The organism is Pseudomonas fluorescens (assembly GCF_003732425.1).
GTDB lineage: Bacteria > Pseudomonadota > Gammaproteobacteria > Pseudomonadales > Pseudomonadaceae > Aquipseudomonas > Aquipseudomonas fluorescens_BE.
On the sequence record NZ_MOBX01000013.1, the window covers coordinates 70,392 to 88,524 of the forward strand.

Genomic DNA, 18,133 nt, shown 5'->3' on the forward strand with positions numbered 1-18,133 from the left:
ATGTGCCCCCAATGTAGCAATCCACTGGAAGTGAATGGATCTCCATGGCCTATGAAAAGCCAGAAATGATCAGCCGAACAGCCTGCCAGACGACGCCTAAAGACTGTCAGGGTCGCCAAAGAACATCTGAATCCGCGACCGCAACCAACGCTCACCCGGATCATTATCCTGCGATCCACGCCATGCCATGTGCAGTTCAAACGTGCGCGTCGGCAATGGCGGATCTTCCGCGCGAACGCCGCCGGCCGCCGTCAGCGCATCTGCCGTGTAATCCGGCACGGTCGCGACGATGTCAGTGCCGGCCAGCAACGTGCTCAAACCATTGAACTGCGGCACCGCCAGCACCACATGGCGCTTGCGCCCCAGTTTCTCCAGTTCTTCATCAATAAAACCACTGAGATCGCCAGCGAACGACACCAGCGCATGCGGGCGTGCGCAGTAGTCGTCCAGGCTCAACGGGCCGGGCACGGTGTCGGCGCGCAGCAATTTTGGCGCGCTGCGGCGCAGGACCTTGCGCTTGGCGTTCGCCGGCAGGTCTGTGGTGTAGCTGACACCAATGGATATCTCGCCGGAAGCGAGCAGGCCCGGCATCAATATGTAATTGACGCGACGGATCACCAGCACGATTCCCGGCGCCTCCGCGCGCAGGCGTTTGAGCAGCATCGGCAGCAGGGCGAATTCGACGTCATCGGATAAACCGATCCGGAAGACCGAGGTGCTGGTCGCCGGGTCGAATTCGGCGGCACGGCTGACGGCGGTCGAAATCGAATCGAGGGCAGGCGAGAGCAGGGCGAAGATTTCCACCGCGCGGGCGGACGGTTCCATGCTGCGCCCGGTGCGTACGAATAGCGGGTCATCGAACAGGCTGCGCAGGCGCGAGAGCGCGGCACTGATCGCTGGCTGACCGAGAAACAGCTTTTCTGCCGCCCGGGTCACACTGCGTTCGTGCATCAATGTTTCGAACACGATCAACAGGTTCAGGTCGACACGACGCAGGTCATTACGATTCATCTGGAGTCCTGGCAGAGTCATCAAGCTTGACGAGAGCAGCCATATGAGAACAATGGCCGGCATGAATCTTACGGGGAAAGGCTGGTACTCTGCACCGGAAAATTCAGCTTGAGTGAGACGTTGGCAGCAGTTTTTTCATGGATTTTGCCAATGCCGCCCCTGGTGCGGAATCAATGACAGGCATGTCGACTATTAATAGCCACTGATAGTCTTGGGTCAAAAGCCCAGATAGAGTTCAGGGCATTAGAGGTTACTTTGACGAGGTTTGCGATGTCCCGCACGATCCGTTTTCACAAGTTTGGTCCGGCCGAGGTGCTCAAATGCGAAGAGCATGCGGCCGCTCAGCCAGGTCCTGGCGAAGTGCAGGTGCGTGTCGAGGCAATCGGCATCAGCTGGTACGACACCCTCTGGCGTCAGAACCTGGCGTCGTCCCAGGCACGTCTGCCATCGGGTCTCGGCCATGAAATGGCCGGTGTCGTCACTGCGGTCGGTGCCGATGTCGAGGACCTGTCCATCGGTGACAAGGTTGCCAGTTTCCCGGCAGAAAGCCCGAACGACTACCCGGTCTACGGCGAGTCGATCGTACTGCCGCGTACTGCGCTGACCCGTTACCCGGATGTGCTCAGCCCGATCGAAGCCAGCGTGCACTACACGCCGCTGCTGATCGCCTACTTTGCCTACGCCGATCTGGCGCGGGTCAAGCCGGGGCAGTTCGCACTGGTCACTGACGCCAGCCATTGCGCCGGTCCTTCGTTTGTCCAGTTGGGCAAGGCGATGGGTGTGCGGGTGATTGCTGCGACCAAAGAAGCCGGGGAGCGCGAGTATCTGCTGTCTCTGGGCGCAGAGAAAGTCATCGTCACCGAAGAGGAAGATCTGTTGATGCGAATCAACAAGATCACCGACAACCGTGGTGTCGATGTGGTGTTCGACGGTCTCGGTGGCCCGCAGATGTCGCTGCTGGGCGATGTGCTGGCGCCGCGTGGCAGCCTGGTGCTGTACGGCTTGCAAGGCGGCAACCAGACGCCGTTCCCGGCCTGTGCAGCGTTCCAGAAGAATATTCAGTTCTTCGTGCACTGCATCGGTAACTTCACCGGCAAGCCGGAGTTGGGCATCACTCAGGATCACGTCGCCTTGCAACGTGCCTTGCGTGACATCAACCAGTTGACCGCAGATCGCGTGCTGCTGCCGCTGAAGACGCGTGTATTTCCGTTCAACGAGTTCGTCGAAGCGCATCGCTACATGGACGAATGCCCATGCCGTGAACGGGTCGCCCTGCAAGTCGAACCGGCGTAAGCCTTGTCATCAGAGTCCGTGGCCCCACGGACTCTTGTGCTATTAGCCTCCCTTTTGAAAATACACAGCTTTCTGGTGCTGCATCGGCAACCGTTCAGCAACTGAACTGGTTTTTGCTCTCCATCTGTATCTTCTAATCACAATGTAAGCCCTGATAATTGAATGATTACTTTCATCTCAAGGAATGAGTCATGGCTGTGCATTCAATTTGCCCTGCGCGATATCAAACGAATAAATCGATTGATCAAGCCAACTTTTGTTTAATTGTTGTAGGGCTATTCGGAAACCGCTTCTATTTTTCTTGTACTCACTTGCCGTGGGACCTTGTGGGAAGTTTCCTAGGACTGTGTCCCGAAAAAAATATCTCAGCAATTACAAGGGCTTGAGGCTGTATCTCGGCGACGAGAGGTGTTTTGTCAGCTCAAGTGTTTCAAATAACTACAAACTTGTAAGTGTTAGCATTCGAACGTCTATTACTTATTGATGAATTGTCGCATGACGGATGTTCCAGTCGGCGCGGCATGAAACTTTCGATACCGGGTAAATACCGATGAGCACGATCCATGATCAGGCAATGAACTATGTCTACCAGCAAGTATTGCAACGCTTGCTGAGTTTCTTCTCCCGCGCTGAGCGCACGGCACTGCAATTGCTGATCCAGCGACTGGTAGTGGCCGCCGGCGGTATGGAGAACATCGGTCATTTCAAGGTGCTGGTGAACCAGTCAGGGTCGCGCGACAGTTGTTACACGCTGGCCTTGCTAAGGGCAGCACAGTTGACCATCGCCGGCCGTTCGCCCGCGACCTTTCAGTTGCGGGTCGCCAACCTGCGGTGGAACGGCAGCAGCCAGTCGTCTTTGCAGAACATGCACCGCAGCTATAGCGCATTGTTTCTGTATGACGATCCTCGGGTCGAACTGGTGATGGTTGACCATCGCGAGGTATTGCCGTTTGATCATCAGCTGCCCTTGAGCGAAGCCGGTCGCGAGGCCAACCGTATCAACCTGCTGCTGATCGGGCACCGTCGGACCTGGAACGAAACGCTTGAGCTATGGGACGACGTCTATCTGGCCACTGCCGAGTTCTTCGGTCAGGTGGCCCGCTGGAACAATGGCGTCGATGCCATGATCGGCAGTGAGTCTTCGCGCCGTCAGCGGCACTTCCTCGAGAGACTGGAGCGGGCTGCGCACAAGGCCTCGATCGTCGCGCCGCCAGTCGGTTCTGCCGGCTTTGAAATGCTGTTCCCGTCGCTTGATGGGTTGGGTGGAGACTATTACCGCGAGTTTTACCCTGAAGAGGAGCGGGTCGCCTGGCGTCCGGAAGGTCAATTCGAGGCCTGTCGGCGCACGAGTTTTATCAGTATCAACGACATGATCGTCGGCAAGCTCGAAGAACGCTGGCCTTTGCTCAGTGACTTTTTGGGGTTTCAGGCGGATGACCTGACGCTTTATCAAGGTGACGATGAGCACGTGGAGCCTATGGTGGCTGCGCATCTGCGGGGTTTGCAGGCGAAATTTATCGAGGGGCGAACCTACGAGGCCGGTGTCAGCGATTACCTCACAAGCAGCTTGCTGACGATGCGCCAGAAGCAGGTCCCAGAACCGGTTTGCGAGCAGTTGCTGGCGAGTTTTGGCGATCTGCAGGAACCCGATCTTTTGCGTACGCATGCGGAGAGAGCCCTGCACGCTAATTTCGAACTGAATGAAATCCAGCTGACGTGCTTGTTGTTTGCACCGTTCATCGACAGTGGCGCCGGGCTTGAGCGGTTCTTGCGCAAGTGTCACCCAGGCATGCTGGTGGCGTTGCCGGAACTGCATCGGGCGATGCAGGGCCTGCATGCGCCGGAGCAGGTCTTGAAGTGGATGACTGACGTCAGCGGGCTGCCGGTCAGACTGATTGTTCGGTTGTATGCAACGGGGCCGGTTCGTATGCCCGTCGCCGACGAAACAACCACGCAGGACGCGGCCCTGGAACCGTCCGCCGATCGATCGGCAAAAGGTTGATCGTGAGTCATTTGCGAGGAGATGAAACCATGCCCACGGATACGGGCTCGTGAAAACGTCGAGAGAAACCGACTTCGTTTATCAGGCGGTTTATCGATACCTGACGCTGTTGATAGAGGAGGCGGGAAGTAGCTCGGCGGTGCGCTTGCCCTCGTTACGACAATTGGCTGACCGGCTCAATGTGTCGATTTCCACCGTTCAGTACGCGTATTCGTTGCTGGAAAAGGAAGGCCGGGTCTATTCGATTGCCAAGTCCGGGTACTACGCGCAAGCGCTGTATGTGATGGATTCGCCCGACAGCGGCAGTGATCTGCTGGAAACCGTTTACGTCAATGCCAGGCGTCCTGGCATGTGCGTACTGAGCGCTGATGAGCCGGCCTCACTGCAACCGCTGGACAGTCCATTACTGATGTTGGAGCGGGAGTTGCTGCGCCAATATCCGCGCCAGTCACAAGCATTGGTGCAACCGTGCGGAGAGCTGGAACTGCGCACGGTAGTGGCTGCGCGTTACACCTCGTCTACGGCCAATTACTGGCGTGCGGATGACGTCTATATCGGCGCAGACCTGCGCGGCGTACTGGAAATCCTGATTTCCGTGCTTGAGTTACGTCGGGCCACTGTGGTCGTTGAATCGCCTTGTGACTGGGTGATTTTGCGTTTGCTGGAAGCCGCCGAGGTGCGGGTTATCGAATTGCCGTTGCTGGCCGATGGTGTGATTGATCTGCAGCAGCTGGAGTCGCTCCTCAATGACGAACCGGTACGTTTGGTGCTGTTGTCGTCGGCGTTGAGCATGCCCCGAGGCAGCCTGTTACCGCTGAGCAACCAGCAGGCAGTCGCGCATTTGCTCGGGCGACATGACACCTGGGTGTTGGAAAACGATTGTTATAGCGAACTCCATGAGGGAGCTGAAACCCCGCGGTTGCGCGACTGGCTGAACCCTGACCGCTTGCTGGTTTTTTCCACGTTCGAGAAGTTCATCGGTGCCGAAGCGCCTTTCGGCATTCTGCTTTCACGTCATTGGCGCAATGAATTGCAGCGGCATTTTCTGTTGCGTGCGTTTCGCTTGTCGCCGATTCGGCAGAAGGCAATCGCCAGACTGCTTGGGGGGGGGCGGCTGGATCAGCACTTGCTGGTATTGCGACGAATGCTCAAGGACCGTCGCACGCCACTGATCGAGTTACTGCGCGAGCGTCTTGGCGATGCATTGCAGGTGGTCGAACCCCAGGGTGGCGCGACCGTCTGGGTGCGTTCTCTGCGGCCGGTGAACATGGCGCAAGTGTTTCAGCGCCTCCTCAGGCAGCAGATCATTATTGCGCCGGGCGAGCTGTTCAGCCTGCACGGCCTGCACGCACAGCATCTGCGTCTGAGTTCACTGAGTCATGGCGATCATGACCTGACCAGCGTCGTAGGGCTGCTGGGTGACGCCTTGCGCCTTGCGCCTGCTGACTAACGTTAAAAAACATCGGGAGAGTCCCGGATAGATCCCATCGCACTGCGGTCAAACTGCCAGTAAACTGCGCTCTATTCCTGAACCACTCTATTTCAGAGGTTTTGCATGACACTCAGTCCTTTTGCGGGCAAACCGGCACCGGCAGAATTGTTGGTCGATATCCCGCGACTGGTAACGGCTTATTACACCGGACAGCCCGACGCCTCGATTTCCACGCAGCGTGTGGCGTTCGGTACATCCGGACACCGGGGCAGCTCGTTCGACTTGAGTTTCAACGAGTGGCACGTCCTGGCCATCAGCCAGGCGATCTGCCTGTACCGCGAAGCCCAAGGGATCACCGGGCCGCTGTTTGTCGGCATCGACACGCATGCGCTGTCGACCCCGGCCGGGGCCAGCGCGCTGGAAGTGCTGGCGGCTAACGGTGTGACCGTGATGATCGCCGAAGGTGATGAATACACGCCGACGCCTGCCATTTCCCACGCCATTCTCTGCTACAACCGTGGCCGCACTTCGGGCCTGGCGGACGGCATTGTCATCACGCCGTCGCACAACCCGCCCCAAAGCGGTGGTTACAAATACAACCCAACCAACGGCGGCCCGGCCGACACCCACATTACCAAGTGGATCGAAGCCAAGGCCAACGAACTGTTGACCAACAAGCTGGCCGGTGTGAAGCGCATCAGCTACGAGCAGGCGCTCAAGGCCAGCACCACGCATCGTCACGACTACGTGAACACTTATGTGGCCGACCTGATCAACGTGATCGACTTCGATGCCATCCGTGACGCCAAGCTGCGTCTGGGCGTTGATCCGTTGGGCGGAGCAGGGGTGCGCTACTGGTCGGCGATTGCCGAGCATTACCGTCTTGATCTGCAAGTGGTCAACAAGGAAGTCGACGCGACGTTCCGTTTCATGACCGTCGACTGGGATGGCCAGATTCGCATGGACCCGTCGTCAAGCCACGCGATGCAAGGCCTGATCGGTCTGAAAGAGCGTTTCGACGTAGCCTTTGCGTGCGACCCGGATCATGACCGCCACGGTATCGTGACGCCGTCCGGTGGTCTGCTCGCGCCGAACAACTATCTGGCCGTTTCGATCGATTACCTGTTCCAGAACCGCCCGCAGTGGCGCGCGGATGCTGGCGTGGGCAAAACCGTGGTCAGCAGCGGTTTGATCGATCGCGTGGCCAAGCGTCTGGGTCGTCGTCTGTACGAAGTCCCGGTCGGTTTCAAATGGTTCGCCGACGGCCTGTTCGATGGCTCGCTGGGTTTCGGCGGCGAGGAGAGCGCGGGGGCATCGTTCCTGCGCAAGGACGGCGGCGTGTGGAGCACCGACAAGGACGGTTTGATCCCGGCATTGCTGGCCGCCGAGATGACCGCGCGCACCGGTCGCGATCCGAGCCAGGCCTACAAGGCATTGACCGATGAGCTGGGCGAGCCGTTTTCGGTACGCGTCGACGCCAAAGCCAATCCTGAGCAGAAAGCACTGCTGAGCAAGTTGTCGCCTGCACAGGTCACTTCGACTGAACTGGCCGGCGAGAGGATCCAGAGCATTCTCAGCCACGCACCGGGCAATGATCAGGCGATTGGCGGTCTGAAAGTGATGACGGAAAACGGCTGGTTCGCCGCGCGTCCGTCGGGCACCGAAGACATCTACAAGATCTACGCCGAAAGCTTCATCGGTGACGACCACCTCAAGCAATTGGTCGTCGAAGCGCAGGCGCTGGTGGATGGTGCCATTTCCAGTAAATAAAACAGGAGATGCCCTGTGGCGAGGAAGCCTGCTCCCGCTGGGGCGCGAAGCGGCCCCTTTTTGACGACGGCTTCGCAGCCGAGCGGGAGCAAGCTCCCTCGCCACAAATGCAAATCCAGCTGAAAAAAAAAGGCGACCATAGGGTCGCCCTTTTTTTGTCCGCGATTAAGCCAGATCCACCAGAACAATTTCACTGTCCTCAATGGCTGTCACCCGCAGCACGCGCTCATGCGCTACCGCCACACCGTCTCGAGCTTCTGCGCGCAAGCCGTTGACTTCAATCACGCCAGTGGCCGGCACCAGATACGCGCGACGCCCTTCATCCAGCTGATATTCCGCAGTTTCCCCCGCCTTGAGATTGGCCGCGACCAACCTTGCATCGGCGCGAATCCGCAGGCTCTGGTCATCGCCATCCTTGCCGCTGGCAAGTGTGACGAAGCCTTCACGCTGGCCTTTCGGGAACGGTTTGGCGCCCCACGATGGCGGTGCGCCGGTTTCCGTCGGCAGAATCCAGATCTGGAAGATTTTGGTGTCCTTCGCTTCCAGGTTGTATTCGCTGTGGGCGATGCCGGTGCCGGCGCTCATCACCTGGACGTCGCCTGCCTCGGTACGGCCCTTGTTGCCCAGGTTGTCCTGGTGGGTAATCGCACCTTCACGGACATACGTGATGATTTCCATGTCGCGATGCGGATGCTGCGGAAAGCCAGTGCCGGCTGCGATCACGTCATCGTTCCACACCCGCAGGTTGCCCCAGCTCATGCGCTGCGGGTCGTAGTACTCGGCGAACGAAAAGTGGTGATGGGCATCCAGCCAGCCGTGATGGGCACCGCCCAGCGAGCTGAAGGGTCTGAGTTCAAGCATGATCGTCTCCTCAAGAGGTTCGACACGGGGGGTGAGGGGTTGCACCCGACGCGAGACCGGTGGTTTATGACGGCCATCATCTATCAGTTAATAATCGATAAAAAGCGTAAAAAGTGCGGCGTTATAATCGAAACGCTCGATAAGAAAACGGCTGTGAAGCATCTCATCTCACCTTCAGTTCATCGCCTAAACCAATGACCTGAAAGCATTTCGCTAGAACTGAGCGGCAAATACAGACACCATAGCCGCAACAGCCTCACACACTGGAGCCCGTCAGCGTGGCGCAACACACCCCCGATCTTCCTCCCGAACTTCGCCCCTTGGCCGAGATGCCCTGGTTCAAACGTCTGGCTGCACGCTTCTTCGGCCACGGTTTGACCCGTCTGCGCGCGCAGCACCGTGCATCGTGGTTGCACGGTCAGGCCGATGGTTTCCGCAGCGGCCACACCGCTGGCGTCGAATATGGCTTTAAGGAAGGCAAGCTTGAGGGGCTGGAAGAAGGCCGTCAGGTGCTGTTGATCCGTGACAGCCGTAGCACTGAACATCGCCCGCCCAGCGTTGATAATCATCTGTTCGACGATTGGCGCCTGCCACTGACAGCCGAGCTGAAAAAGCGCATGAAGGCCGACGTTGCCCGTTTGTTGCCTGAGCATGCTCAGCCAAGCACCGCGCAATGGAAGATGATTTTCAGCGAAACCCCATCAACATCAGTGGTCGCCGGCGCTGGCGCAGGCAAGTCCACCACGCTGGTCCTGCGTATTCTGTTGCTCAACCACTATCTGGGTTTTGAGCTGGATTCGATGACCGTGGTGACCTTCACCCGCGAGTCACGCAAGGATTTCATCAACAAACTGATCGAGCTGTTCGCACTCTGGGGGCAGGCGCTGAACTTGCGGCAGGCGCGCGACCTGGTGCGCACCTTCCACTCGCGCATTTTGCCGATGGTCCGCAGCTTGCCGGGTTTCGAGCGCTTGCAGGCCTTTGAAAACCTCAGCCATCGAGTTCAAGGTGCTGAGGAGGTCGACAGTAATCCGTTCGACCTGCGCATCAATGATGCGCAACGTCAGCAACTCAACGCCTGCTATCACCGCTTGTTCAACGAGGACGAGCGTTTTCGCCAGTTGATTCAGCCACTGTCTCGCGCCGGTTTGCAGCTCAAGGAGCTGGAGCGTGATCACCCGGACGTGCAGAAACGCGTAGCAGTAACGGAGTTGGCGGCGCGACGCGACGAAGAACTGTGCGATGCGATCGAAGATCTGTGGTTCCGCGCCGGCGCCTGGCCCATTAAAGGCATTGACCCGAACCGTCAGACATTCGATATCAACGGCGCAACATTCCATTGCCATGGCTACATTCCGAGTCTGGATGCGTGGGTGGTGCTCGGTTTCGATCCACGGGAAAACCCGCAGGTGAGCCGGCCAAACGCCAAGCTCAGCGTGCGCGCCGAATGGGCAGTCAAGCGCACCCTGTTTCAAGCTTTCTGCCGTAAGCCATTGATTTGGCTTGATAGTTACGAAGCATCGAAGCGCGTTCTGGCAACGCTGGCAGGCGACGCCAGCGCCGGGCCGGGCTTCGATTACAAGGTCAAAGGTGAACTGGCTTCCGCGCCGTTGCTCGACTGTTTTGTGGCGGCGGCGGGCTTCATCGAAAACCTCGGCCTTGACGTCCCTGACGCGGTTGCTCGCATGAGTTTCGCCAAAGACGATCCGGACCGTTTCTTCTTTGAGGCCCTGAGTTTGTTCTGGCGTGCCTTTGAAGATCATCTGCTCGATCAGAAACCGCCGATCATGACCTACAACCGCATGTTCGCGCTGTTCAGCGAGCACTCTCCGGAGAACCTCAAGCTGTTGAGCGACGAGTTACTCCGGCCGATGTCGCACCTGATGATCGACGAGTTTCAGGACGTTTCGCCGCAGATCGTCTCGTGGATTCGCGCCAGCCTCACGGAAATCCGCAGCCGTGGCCCGTCCATGCATGTCGGGCGGGGCGCGCAGCGTTCGTCGCTGCTGTGCGTCGGTGATGACTGGCAGTCGATTTATGGTTGGCGCGGCAGTTCGCCGAGTTACTTCATGGCGTTCGACAAGGAGTTTCCTTCGCCGAGTACCACGCGGGTCATGCTCAGTGACAACTACCGCAGCCACCAGCACATCATTGATGCCGCCGAACATATCGTCCGCGCCGCGCCGGCGATCCCGGGGAAAAAAGCCAAGGCCAGCGGCGCGCCCAAACCGTTGCAGCCGGTCAATGTGCTGGAGCGCGACGACCAGGCCTTGGGCCAGCGCCTCGCCGAACACTATCGTCAAGGTCATTCGATCTTGATGCTTTATCGAAAAAGCAGCGATAAGTCATTGATTGAAGAACATATTCAGTCTGTAGTTAATGTGGATTCGAGCTTGCCGTACGAAGCGCGGCGCCTGAAGCAATTGACCTACCACAGCGCCAAAGGCTTGCAGGCGGATGCGGTGTTTTTGCTCGGCGACTGTCAACACCTGACCAGTTCGCCTTATAAGAACCAGGTTTATCGCATGGCCGGATTGGGTAAGTCGGGGGATAGCGAGCCGTATGACAGTGCGCAAAAGGACGAGATCCTGCGCCTGGCCTATGTCGGCATCACGCGGGCGGTCAGCCATTGCTACTGGTATGTCGAACCGCAGGAAGCGCAAGCAGTGAACATGCCCCGAGCGTCCGACCGGGTGGCCAAAGGCAAGCCGTTCTTCGTTGATCACCGTACCGCAAAGCAAACCGCATAAGCAAAAAAAAGCCCGAATCGCTGCGGGCTTTTCTTTTTAAATCATAAGCTTATGCGTAACTCTTGAGGGACTCTGGAGGAATGAACGTTTCCAGTTCGTCCTCCACAGCCTCGATGATTCGCTCGACATCCGCTGCATTCATCACCGTCGCGCACGGGATGCCAGCGATGGCGATCATGGTTTCGCCACTGGCGCGATCAAACAGACGAGCGATCATGCTGCCCGGCGCGTCCATCGTTGCCTCGAAACCCATGGGATGAAAATGCCAGCGCATCAACTGGCATGCGTTGGGGAACGTGACTTTGCTCGACCCTTTATTCATGTGTTGCCCGCCTTCTTCATCGAGCGCTTCCGTTTGCTCATGTTAGGTGGGAAGAGCCTTCATTGGCTCAACCGGTGACTGACGTTAAAAGTAGCATCCGGATGTGAAATTACTGTGAGATTTTTCAGTTCATTTTGCGATTGCTTCGCATTTTTTGATGTAAGTCACGGCCTACGCAATCATCGCCAAAACGCCACTACGGATTAGTCATTGAAGCCTGTGCCGAACTTGGGCAAGCTCGATTCTTTTGCGCCGAGCCCCTTTATGCACGCCGACGACGACGGCCCAGAACAGACCCAAGCCACGGCGGCTACGGTCATGCGCTATCACCTGAGCTGGAAACACCGTGACCTCGACAGCGTCATGGCGCTGTACCATCCAGACATCCAGTACAACGATTTCTTCCAGAACCGTGTGCTCGGCCTCGACGAGTTGCGCGAGTACGTGCGCGTCAGCATGCCGCGTGAATCCGACGAACTGCTTGAGCATTGCGACCGTATTCGCGTCGACGGCAACACCGCGTTCATTCAATACGAAGTGACCTTGCGCGGCGGCGATGGCCTGGTGTCGTTTCGCTCCAGCGAGGCGCTCACGGTCAAGGACGGGCTGATCTGGCGCGTCAACGAATACGCCTCGCTGGTACGTACGCAAACGAATGGCACGGCCTCCTCAAGTCAGCGCCCGGCAGTCAGTCGTCTGGGGCTGTCGCCGCGCCAGTTGAGTTTTATGGCCGAAGACCTGCAGCAGTATTTCGAAAAGCAGCAGCCGTACCTCGACCCCGAACTCGACCTGCAGCGGGTGGCGAAGGAGTGCGGGTACAGCCGCAATCAGATTTCCTATCTGCTCAATCAAGTGCTCGGGCAAAGCTTCTATCGCTACGTCAATCAGGCGCGCCTGCAACATCTGCTGCGCTCGCTGGACAACGCCACGCCGCCGGTGCGCATCGATGAGCTGGCCTTCGCCGCCGGTTTCAATTCGTTGTCGGCGTTCTACAGCTGTTTCCGTCAGCACACCGGCCAGTCACCCAAGGCTTACGCGAAACAAATTTCTTTGCGGACACGCGCGCAAGACATCCACTGAGCACAGCCACTAGGATCGACGCCATCGAAGGTTTTCAGTGGCGGAGTCTTGCATGCCGGCGTGGCGCACTATCAGTTTGTGGATGGATCAACTCGATGAGCCGCTGATTGCGCGGCCCGAGCTTGAGCGAGATCTGGGCGTCGACGTGGCGATCATCGGTGCCGGTTACACCGGGCTGTGGACCGCGTACTACCTGAAGAAACTCGCCCCCGGTCTGGATATCGCCATTGTCGAGGCGCAAACGGCCGGTTTCGGCGCTTCCGGGCGCAATGGCGGCTGGCTGATGGGCAACCTGCTTGGCGAAGATCGCTTGCTGGCCGGGTTGTCGCCCGAGCAGCGCCGCGCTTCTTTTGATCTGCTGCACAGCATTCCCGATGAAGTAGAAGTCGTCCTCGAACGTGAAGGCATCGACTGCGATTACCGCAAGGGCGGTGTGCTGTATTGCGCGGCGCGTTACCCGGAGCAGGAAGCCTCGCTGCGTGAGTATTTGGGCAAACTGCACGCCCAAGGCCTGACTGACGACGATTACCGCTGGCTCAGCCCCGAACAACTCGCCCAGCAGATTCGCGTGGCCAAGCCTTATGGCGGGATTTACGCGCCGCACGTAGCGACCATCCACCCGGCGAAACTGGTGCGCGGTCTGGCGCGCACCGTGCAGAACATGGGCGTGAAGATCTACGAAAACAGCCCGGTCACCCATTGGCAGTCAGGCAGTTTGCGCACCGCGAAAGCCAGCGTGCGCAGTCGCTGGATCGTGCCAGCCGTCGAAGGTTATTCGGTGACCTTGCCGCCGCTGGGCCGCTATCAGTTGCCGGTGCAAAGCCTGATTGTCGCCACCGAGCCATTGTCTGCCGCGACCTGGGACGAAATCGGCCTCAATCGTGGCCAAGCCTTCAGCGAATTCAGCCGTCAGGTCACTTATGGTCAGCGCAGTGCCGACAACCGCCTGATCTTCGGCGCACGCGGCGGTTATCAGTTCGCCGGCAAGCTGCGCCACAACTTTGATCTGTCCCGCGATGAAGTCGAGCTGCGCCGCTATTTGTTCGGCGAACTGTTCCCGCAACTGAAAAACGTGCAGATCACTCACGCCTGGGGCGGCAACCTCGGTATGTCCCGGCACTTCAAACCGCACATGCTCTGCGATCGCGCCAATGGCATCGCGCTGTCCGGCGGTTATGGCGGGGAGGGCGTCGGCGCGAGCAATCTCGGCGGCCGCACCCTGGCGGACCTGATTCTTGAGCGCGACACCGAACTGACCCAGCAACCGTGGGTGCTGCCGGACGGCGGCATTCATGCGCTGCGCGCGTGGGAGCCGGAGCCGTGCCGCTGGCTCGGCTACAACGCGATCATCAAAAGCTTCGTCCACGAAGACCAGACCCTGGCCAACCCGGCGACCGCGCCATGGCGGCGCAAACTCGCCAGTCAGGTGGCCGGCTTCATGGAAGGTTTCATGCACTAAACGCCGTTTATTCAGAAGACAGGTCAGACCATGAGCATTACTCAGTTCAAAAACACCGCAACCCTGCCACTGGACGACTCCAACCCGGTGGCCGTGCCCCTCGGCGAGCCGGTGGCGATTGCTTCGACCACCAGTGTCGAGCGCGACGACGGCGTCGAAACTGGCGTCTGGGAATGCACCCCCGGGCGCTGGCGCCGGCAGATCACCGCGCAGGAGTTCTGTCATTTCATTTCCGGGCGTTGCACGTTTACCCCTGACGGTGGCGGCGAGACCCTGCACATACAAGGTGGCGACGCACTGATGTTGCCGGCCAACACGCTCGGGATCTGGGATATCCAGGAAACCGTGCGCAAGAGCTACGTGCTGATTTTCTGATTGTTTGATCCTTTGATTGCCTGCCAACAAAAAAGAAAACCCACACAGGAATCGATCCATGATCCGCAAGACCCTCGCTCTGGCACCGCTGATGCTCGCCGTTTCCCTTGCTCAGGCAGCGGAAACGGTCAAGGTTTACAACTGGTCCGATTACATTGCGCCGGACACCACCAAGAATTTCGAGAAAGAGACCGGTGTGGGTGTCACCTATGACGTCTATGACAGCAACGAAACCCTCGACGGCAAGCTGATGACCGGTAAATCCGGTTACGACGTGGTGTTCCCGTCCAACCACTTCATGGCCCGGCAGATTCAGGGCGGGGCGCTGAAGAAGCTCGACAAGAGCCAGCTGCCGAACTGGAAAAATCTCAATCCGGTCCTGCTTAAAGCCTTGCAAACCAACGATCCGAACAACGAACACGGTTTCCCGTATCTGTGGGGCAGCACCGGCATCGGCTACAACATCGCCAAGGTCAAAGCCGTGCTGGGTGACAACGCACCGGTGGATTCCTGGGACCTGATCTTCAAACCCGAGTACATGGAAAAACTGCAGAAGTGCGGCGTAGCGATCCTCGACAACGGTCCGGAATTGCTCCCGGCGGCGCTCAACTACCTGGGCCTGCCACACCACAGCAAAAATCCCGAGGACTATAAAAAAGCTGAGGCGTTGCTGATGAAAGTGCGGCCGTACGTCAGCTACTTCCATTCCTCGAAATACACCAGCGACCTGGCCAACGGCGACATCTGCGTGGCGGTCGGTTTCTCCGGCGACATCCTGCAAGCCGAGAATCGTGCCAAGGAAGCGAAAAACGGTATCGACATCGGCTACGCGATTCCCAAGGAAGGTGCAGCGATCTGGTTCGACATGGTCGCCATGCCCGCCGATGCCCCGGACGAAAAGGCCGGTTACGCGTTCATGAACTACCTGCTGCGTCCGGACGTGATGGCGGGCATCAGCAATTATGTGCATTACGCCAATGGCAATGAGCAGGCGGACAGCCTGATCGACCCGGCGATCAAGAACGACACCAAGGTTTATCCGAGTCCGGAAATGATGGGCAAGCTGTTTGCGCTGGAGGCGATGCCGTTGAATATCGACCGGATTCGCACGCGGGTGTGGAACAAGATTCGTACTGGTAGCTAATCACCCAGGCATACACAAATCCCCTGTGGGAGCGAGCCTGCTCGCGAAGGCAATCTGTCATTCAACATCAATGTTGTCTGACCCGACGCCTTCGCGAGCAGGCTCGCTCCCACAGTGTCTTTCAGCGTTTTAAGGGTTGATATCAATACAATGTCAATGCGCTAATAAAGTGCAGCAAAGTGAGAAGCACCTAACAAAAAACAACTTACCCATATTTAATATTTAAATAGAAAATCGTCAGACAATTAGGCAAAAGCTCCGCAACTAAAACATTCTTTCACCCCCACACGCTTTGTTTACGGCAGTTTCCCGAAACAGCCCGATTTGAATTCAAAAAAATCCTTTACGGCAGATTTCAAATTGTGTCAGGTTTCTTACGCCTTCATTGGGCGAGTGATAGGACGATCTCGCCAGAGAGAGTCCTGTCGGACAAAAACTGTTCCATTGCTAAACAAGGAAGTGTGTTTATGTCGAAAGTTAAAGCTAATGCTATTGATACCGCTGAACAGGCTTTTCTGCTGTCCGCAGCGCCACAACCGCTGGCCGCACCCAGCTCGGCGTACAACCAGATCAATAGCTTCAGCCATCAATACGATCGTGGCGGCAACCTCACGGTCAATGGCAAACCCTCCTTCTCTGTCGACCAGGCCGCAACCCAGTTGCTGCGCGACGGCGCTGCCTACCAGGACAAGGATGGCAGCGGCAAGATCGAACTCACCTATACGTTCCTGACCTCGGCATCGTCCAGCACGATGTACAAGCACGGGATCACCGGGTTCAGTCAGTTCAGTGCACAACAACAAGCCCAAGCCAAGCTCGCCATGCAATCCTGGGCTGATGTGGCCAACGTGACCTTCACCGAGAAAGCCTCGGGCGGCGACGGCCACATGACCTTCGGTAACTACAGCGGTGGCCAGGATGGTGCTGCTGCGTTCGCTTATCTGCCAGGCACCGGCGCCGGTTATGACGGCACCTCGTGGTACCTGATCAACAGTGGCTACACGCAGAACAAGAATCCGGATCTGAACAACTACGGTCGTCAGACCCTGACTCACGAGATCGGCCACAGCTTGGGCCTCGCTCACCCTGGCGACTACAACGCCGGTAATGGCAACCCGACCTACAACGACGCGTCCTACGGGCAAGACACCCGCGGCTACAGCATCATGAGCTACTGGAGCGAAAGCAACACCAGTCAGAACTTCAGCAAGGGCGGTGTCGAAGCGTATTCGTCCGGCCCGCTGATGGACGATATCGCAGCCATCCAGAAGCTCTACGGTGCCAACCTCACCACCCGTACCGGTGACACCACCTACGGCTTCAACTCCAACACCGGTCGCGATTTCCTCAGCGCTTCGTCGTCGAGTGACAAAGTCGTGTTCTCGGTGTGGGATGCCGGCGGCAAAGATACTCTGGACTTCTCGGGCTTCACCCAGAACCAGAAGATCAACCTCAATGACGCCTCGTTCTCCGACGTTGGCGGCCTGGTGGGCAACGTGTCCATCGCCAAGGGCGCGATCATCGAGAACGCCATTGGCGGGTCGGGCAACGACCTGCTGATCGGCAACAGCGTGGCCAACGAGCTCAAGGGCGGTGCCGGCAACGACATCCTCTACGGCGCTGGCGGTGCCGACAAACTGTGGGGCGGCGCCGGTTCGGACACCTTCGTGTTTGCGGCCAGCTCGGACTCCAAGCCAGGTGCGATTGATCAGATCCTCGATTTCGTCAGCGGTCTGGACAAAATCGACCTGACCGGTATCACCAAGGGCGCAGGCCTGCACTTCGTCAGCAGCTTCACCGGTGCCGCCGGTGACGCGGTCCTGACCTCGTCGGGCGGCAACAGCTTGTTGTCGGTGGATTTCTCCGGGCACGGCGTGGCTGATTTCCAGGTCAGCACCGTTGGCCAGGCAGCCACCAGCGACATCGTGGCGTGATGTAGGAATGGAAAGCGGCGTGTGATGCGCCGCTTTCTTTGCTTGCATCGTGTTGGTCGGTAAGCAAGGCTACACGCCGGAGTGAATATTCCCATGATCAGTAAGGCTTTTACCTACAAGGTAGCGGCGTGGCTTTCGGCAGCGCTCATGATGATTTCAGGAGAAACCAGTATGGCAAGCAGCCTCAGACTTGAAGAACCATCCGTTTTTGCCGGGCAGTGGCAAGCGACGTTGTCCACCCGGGGTGATGATCCACAAGCGCAAAAGCAGCAAGACAAGCCATCGAATACTTGCCTCGTGGAATTGGCTGCAAACAAGACCCTTGGCAAAGGTGCTGACTGCCTGGAGGCGTGGCTTGAAGAAACCCCGATTGGCTGGTTTCCTGATCCCGACGGCCTGTCGATTACCGGCAAGGAAGGCTCAAGAATCCAGTTTTTCAGCCGACAACGTGACGGGCTTTATCTGACGACTTTGAAGTCGGGGCTGGTGATTACGCTTGAGCGTGCTGCGCAATAGTCTTGATCATCCAGCGAGCGACAAGGTTTTAATATAAAGCGTCACTGTGTGGTTATAAGCAGCAGGATCAATTGCAACTGCACCGCATTAAATTGCGCAAGTTGTTATGAAAGTGTAAGCGGCCACTTGAAATGTAAATTCCGGCTGTGCACGGATAATTAATTGAAGTCTCGTCAAAGATTGG

14 protein-coding genes are annotated in these 18,133 nt (G+C 57.9%); 11 read left to right on the forward strand and 3 right to left on the reverse strand.

Annotation, left to right across the window (positions count from 1 at the left end; translation table 11 throughout):
• Positions 1 to 96 precede the first annotated feature (96 nt).
• Complete coding sequence (locus BK670_RS10750; protein ID WP_093431295.1) at positions 97 to 1,011, reverse strand: LysR family transcriptional regulator; 915 nt, start codon at positions 1,009 to 1,011, stop codon at positions 97 to 99.
• A 270-nt stretch (positions 1,012 to 1,281) separates the two neighbouring features.
• Between BK670_RS10750 and BK670_RS10755 the strand changes: the two genes are divergently transcribed.
• The 4 genes from BK670_RS10755 to pgm all read left to right on the forward strand — a co-directional run bounded on the left by BK670_RS10755 (position 1,282) and on the right by pgm (position 7,508).
• A complete protein-coding gene (locus tag BK670_RS10755) occupies positions 1,282 to 2,304 on the forward strand; it encodes a zinc-dependent alcohol dehydrogenase family protein (protein WP_123449733.1) in 1,023 nt (340 codons plus the stop codon).
• Positions 2,305 to 2,854: 550 nt separating this feature from the next.
• On the forward strand, positions 2,855 to 4,306 hold the full coding sequence (locus tag BK670_RS10760; protein WP_123449734.1) for a hypothetical protein: 1,452 nt from the start codon (positions 2,855 to 2,857) through the stop codon (positions 4,304 to 4,306).
• Between the two features lie 49 nt (positions 4,307 to 4,355).
• Entirely contained in the window at positions 4,356 to 5,756 is a 1,401-nt protein-coding gene (locus BK670_RS10765) for an aminotransferase-like domain-containing protein (protein WP_123449735.1), read from the forward strand.
• 105 nt (positions 5,757 to 5,861) lie between these two features.
• Complete coding sequence (gene pgm / locus BK670_RS10770; RefSeq protein WP_123449736.1) at positions 5,862 to 7,508, forward strand: phosphoglucomutase (alpha-D-glucose-1,6-bisphosphate-dependent); 1,647 nt, start codon at positions 5,862 to 5,864, stop codon at positions 7,506 to 7,508.
• A 165-nt stretch (positions 7,509 to 7,673) separates the two neighbouring features.
• Here the strand turns inward: pgm and BK670_RS10775 are convergent, their stop codons facing one another.
• A complete protein-coding gene (locus BK670_RS10775) occupies positions 7,674 to 8,369 on the reverse strand; it encodes a pirin family protein (RefSeq protein ID WP_123449737.1) in 696 nt (231 codons plus the stop codon).
• Between the two features lie 278 nt (positions 8,370 to 8,647).
• Here BK670_RS10775 and BK670_RS10780 point away from each other — a divergent pair, with 278 nt between their 5' ends.
• A complete protein-coding gene (locus BK670_RS10780; RefSeq protein WP_123449738.1) occupies positions 8,648 to 11,119 on the forward strand; it encodes a UvrD-helicase domain-containing protein in 2,472 nt (823 codons plus the stop codon).
• 49 nt (positions 11,120 to 11,168) lie between these two features.
• Here BK670_RS10780 and BK670_RS10785 read toward each other — a convergent pair whose 3' ends face one another.
• A complete protein-coding gene (locus tag BK670_RS10785) occupies positions 11,169 to 11,441 on the reverse strand; it encodes a DUF1652 domain-containing protein (protein WP_047294563.1) in 273 nt (90 codons plus the stop codon).
• 264 nt (positions 11,442 to 11,705) lie between these two features.
• Between BK670_RS10785 and BK670_RS10790 the strand changes: the two genes are divergently transcribed.
• From BK670_RS10790 to BK670_RS10815, 6 genes are all read left to right on the forward strand, one after another.
• The gene (locus BK670_RS10790) at positions 11,706 to 12,521 is read left to right on the forward strand and encodes a helix-turn-helix domain-containing protein (protein WP_123451336.1); all 816 of its coding nucleotides are present in this window, start codon (positions 11,706 to 11,708) and stop codon (positions 12,519 to 12,521) included.
• 52 nt (positions 12,522 to 12,573) lie between these two features.
• Positions 12,574 to 13,980 (forward strand): NAD(P)/FAD-dependent oxidoreductase, encoded by a 1,407-nt coding sequence (locus tag BK670_RS10795; RefSeq protein ID WP_123449739.1) that lies wholly within the window; start codon positions 12,574 to 12,576, stop codon positions 13,978 to 13,980.
• 30 nt (positions 13,981 to 14,010) lie between these two features.
• Complete coding sequence (locus BK670_RS10800; protein ID WP_123449740.1) at positions 14,011 to 14,355, forward strand: cupin domain-containing protein; 345 nt, start codon at positions 14,011 to 14,013, stop codon at positions 14,353 to 14,355.
• 58 nt (positions 14,356 to 14,413) lie between these two features.
• Complete coding sequence (locus BK670_RS10805; RefSeq protein WP_123449741.1) at positions 14,414 to 15,499, forward strand: polyamine ABC transporter substrate-binding protein; 1,086 nt, start codon at positions 14,414 to 14,416, stop codon at positions 15,497 to 15,499.
• Positions 15,500 to 15,966: 467 nt separating this feature from the next.
• Complete coding sequence (locus tag BK670_RS10810; RefSeq protein WP_123449742.1) at positions 15,967 to 17,433, forward strand: serralysin family metalloprotease; 1,467 nt, start codon at positions 15,967 to 15,969, stop codon at positions 17,431 to 17,433.
• A gap of 93 nt (positions 17,434 to 17,526) precedes the next feature.
• Positions 17,527 to 17,949 (forward strand): AprI/Inh family metalloprotease inhibitor, encoded by a 423-nt coding sequence (locus BK670_RS10815; RefSeq protein WP_185036765.1) that lies wholly within the window; start codon positions 17,527 to 17,529, stop codon positions 17,947 to 17,949.
• Positions 17,950 to 18,133: the final 184 nt, after the last annotated feature.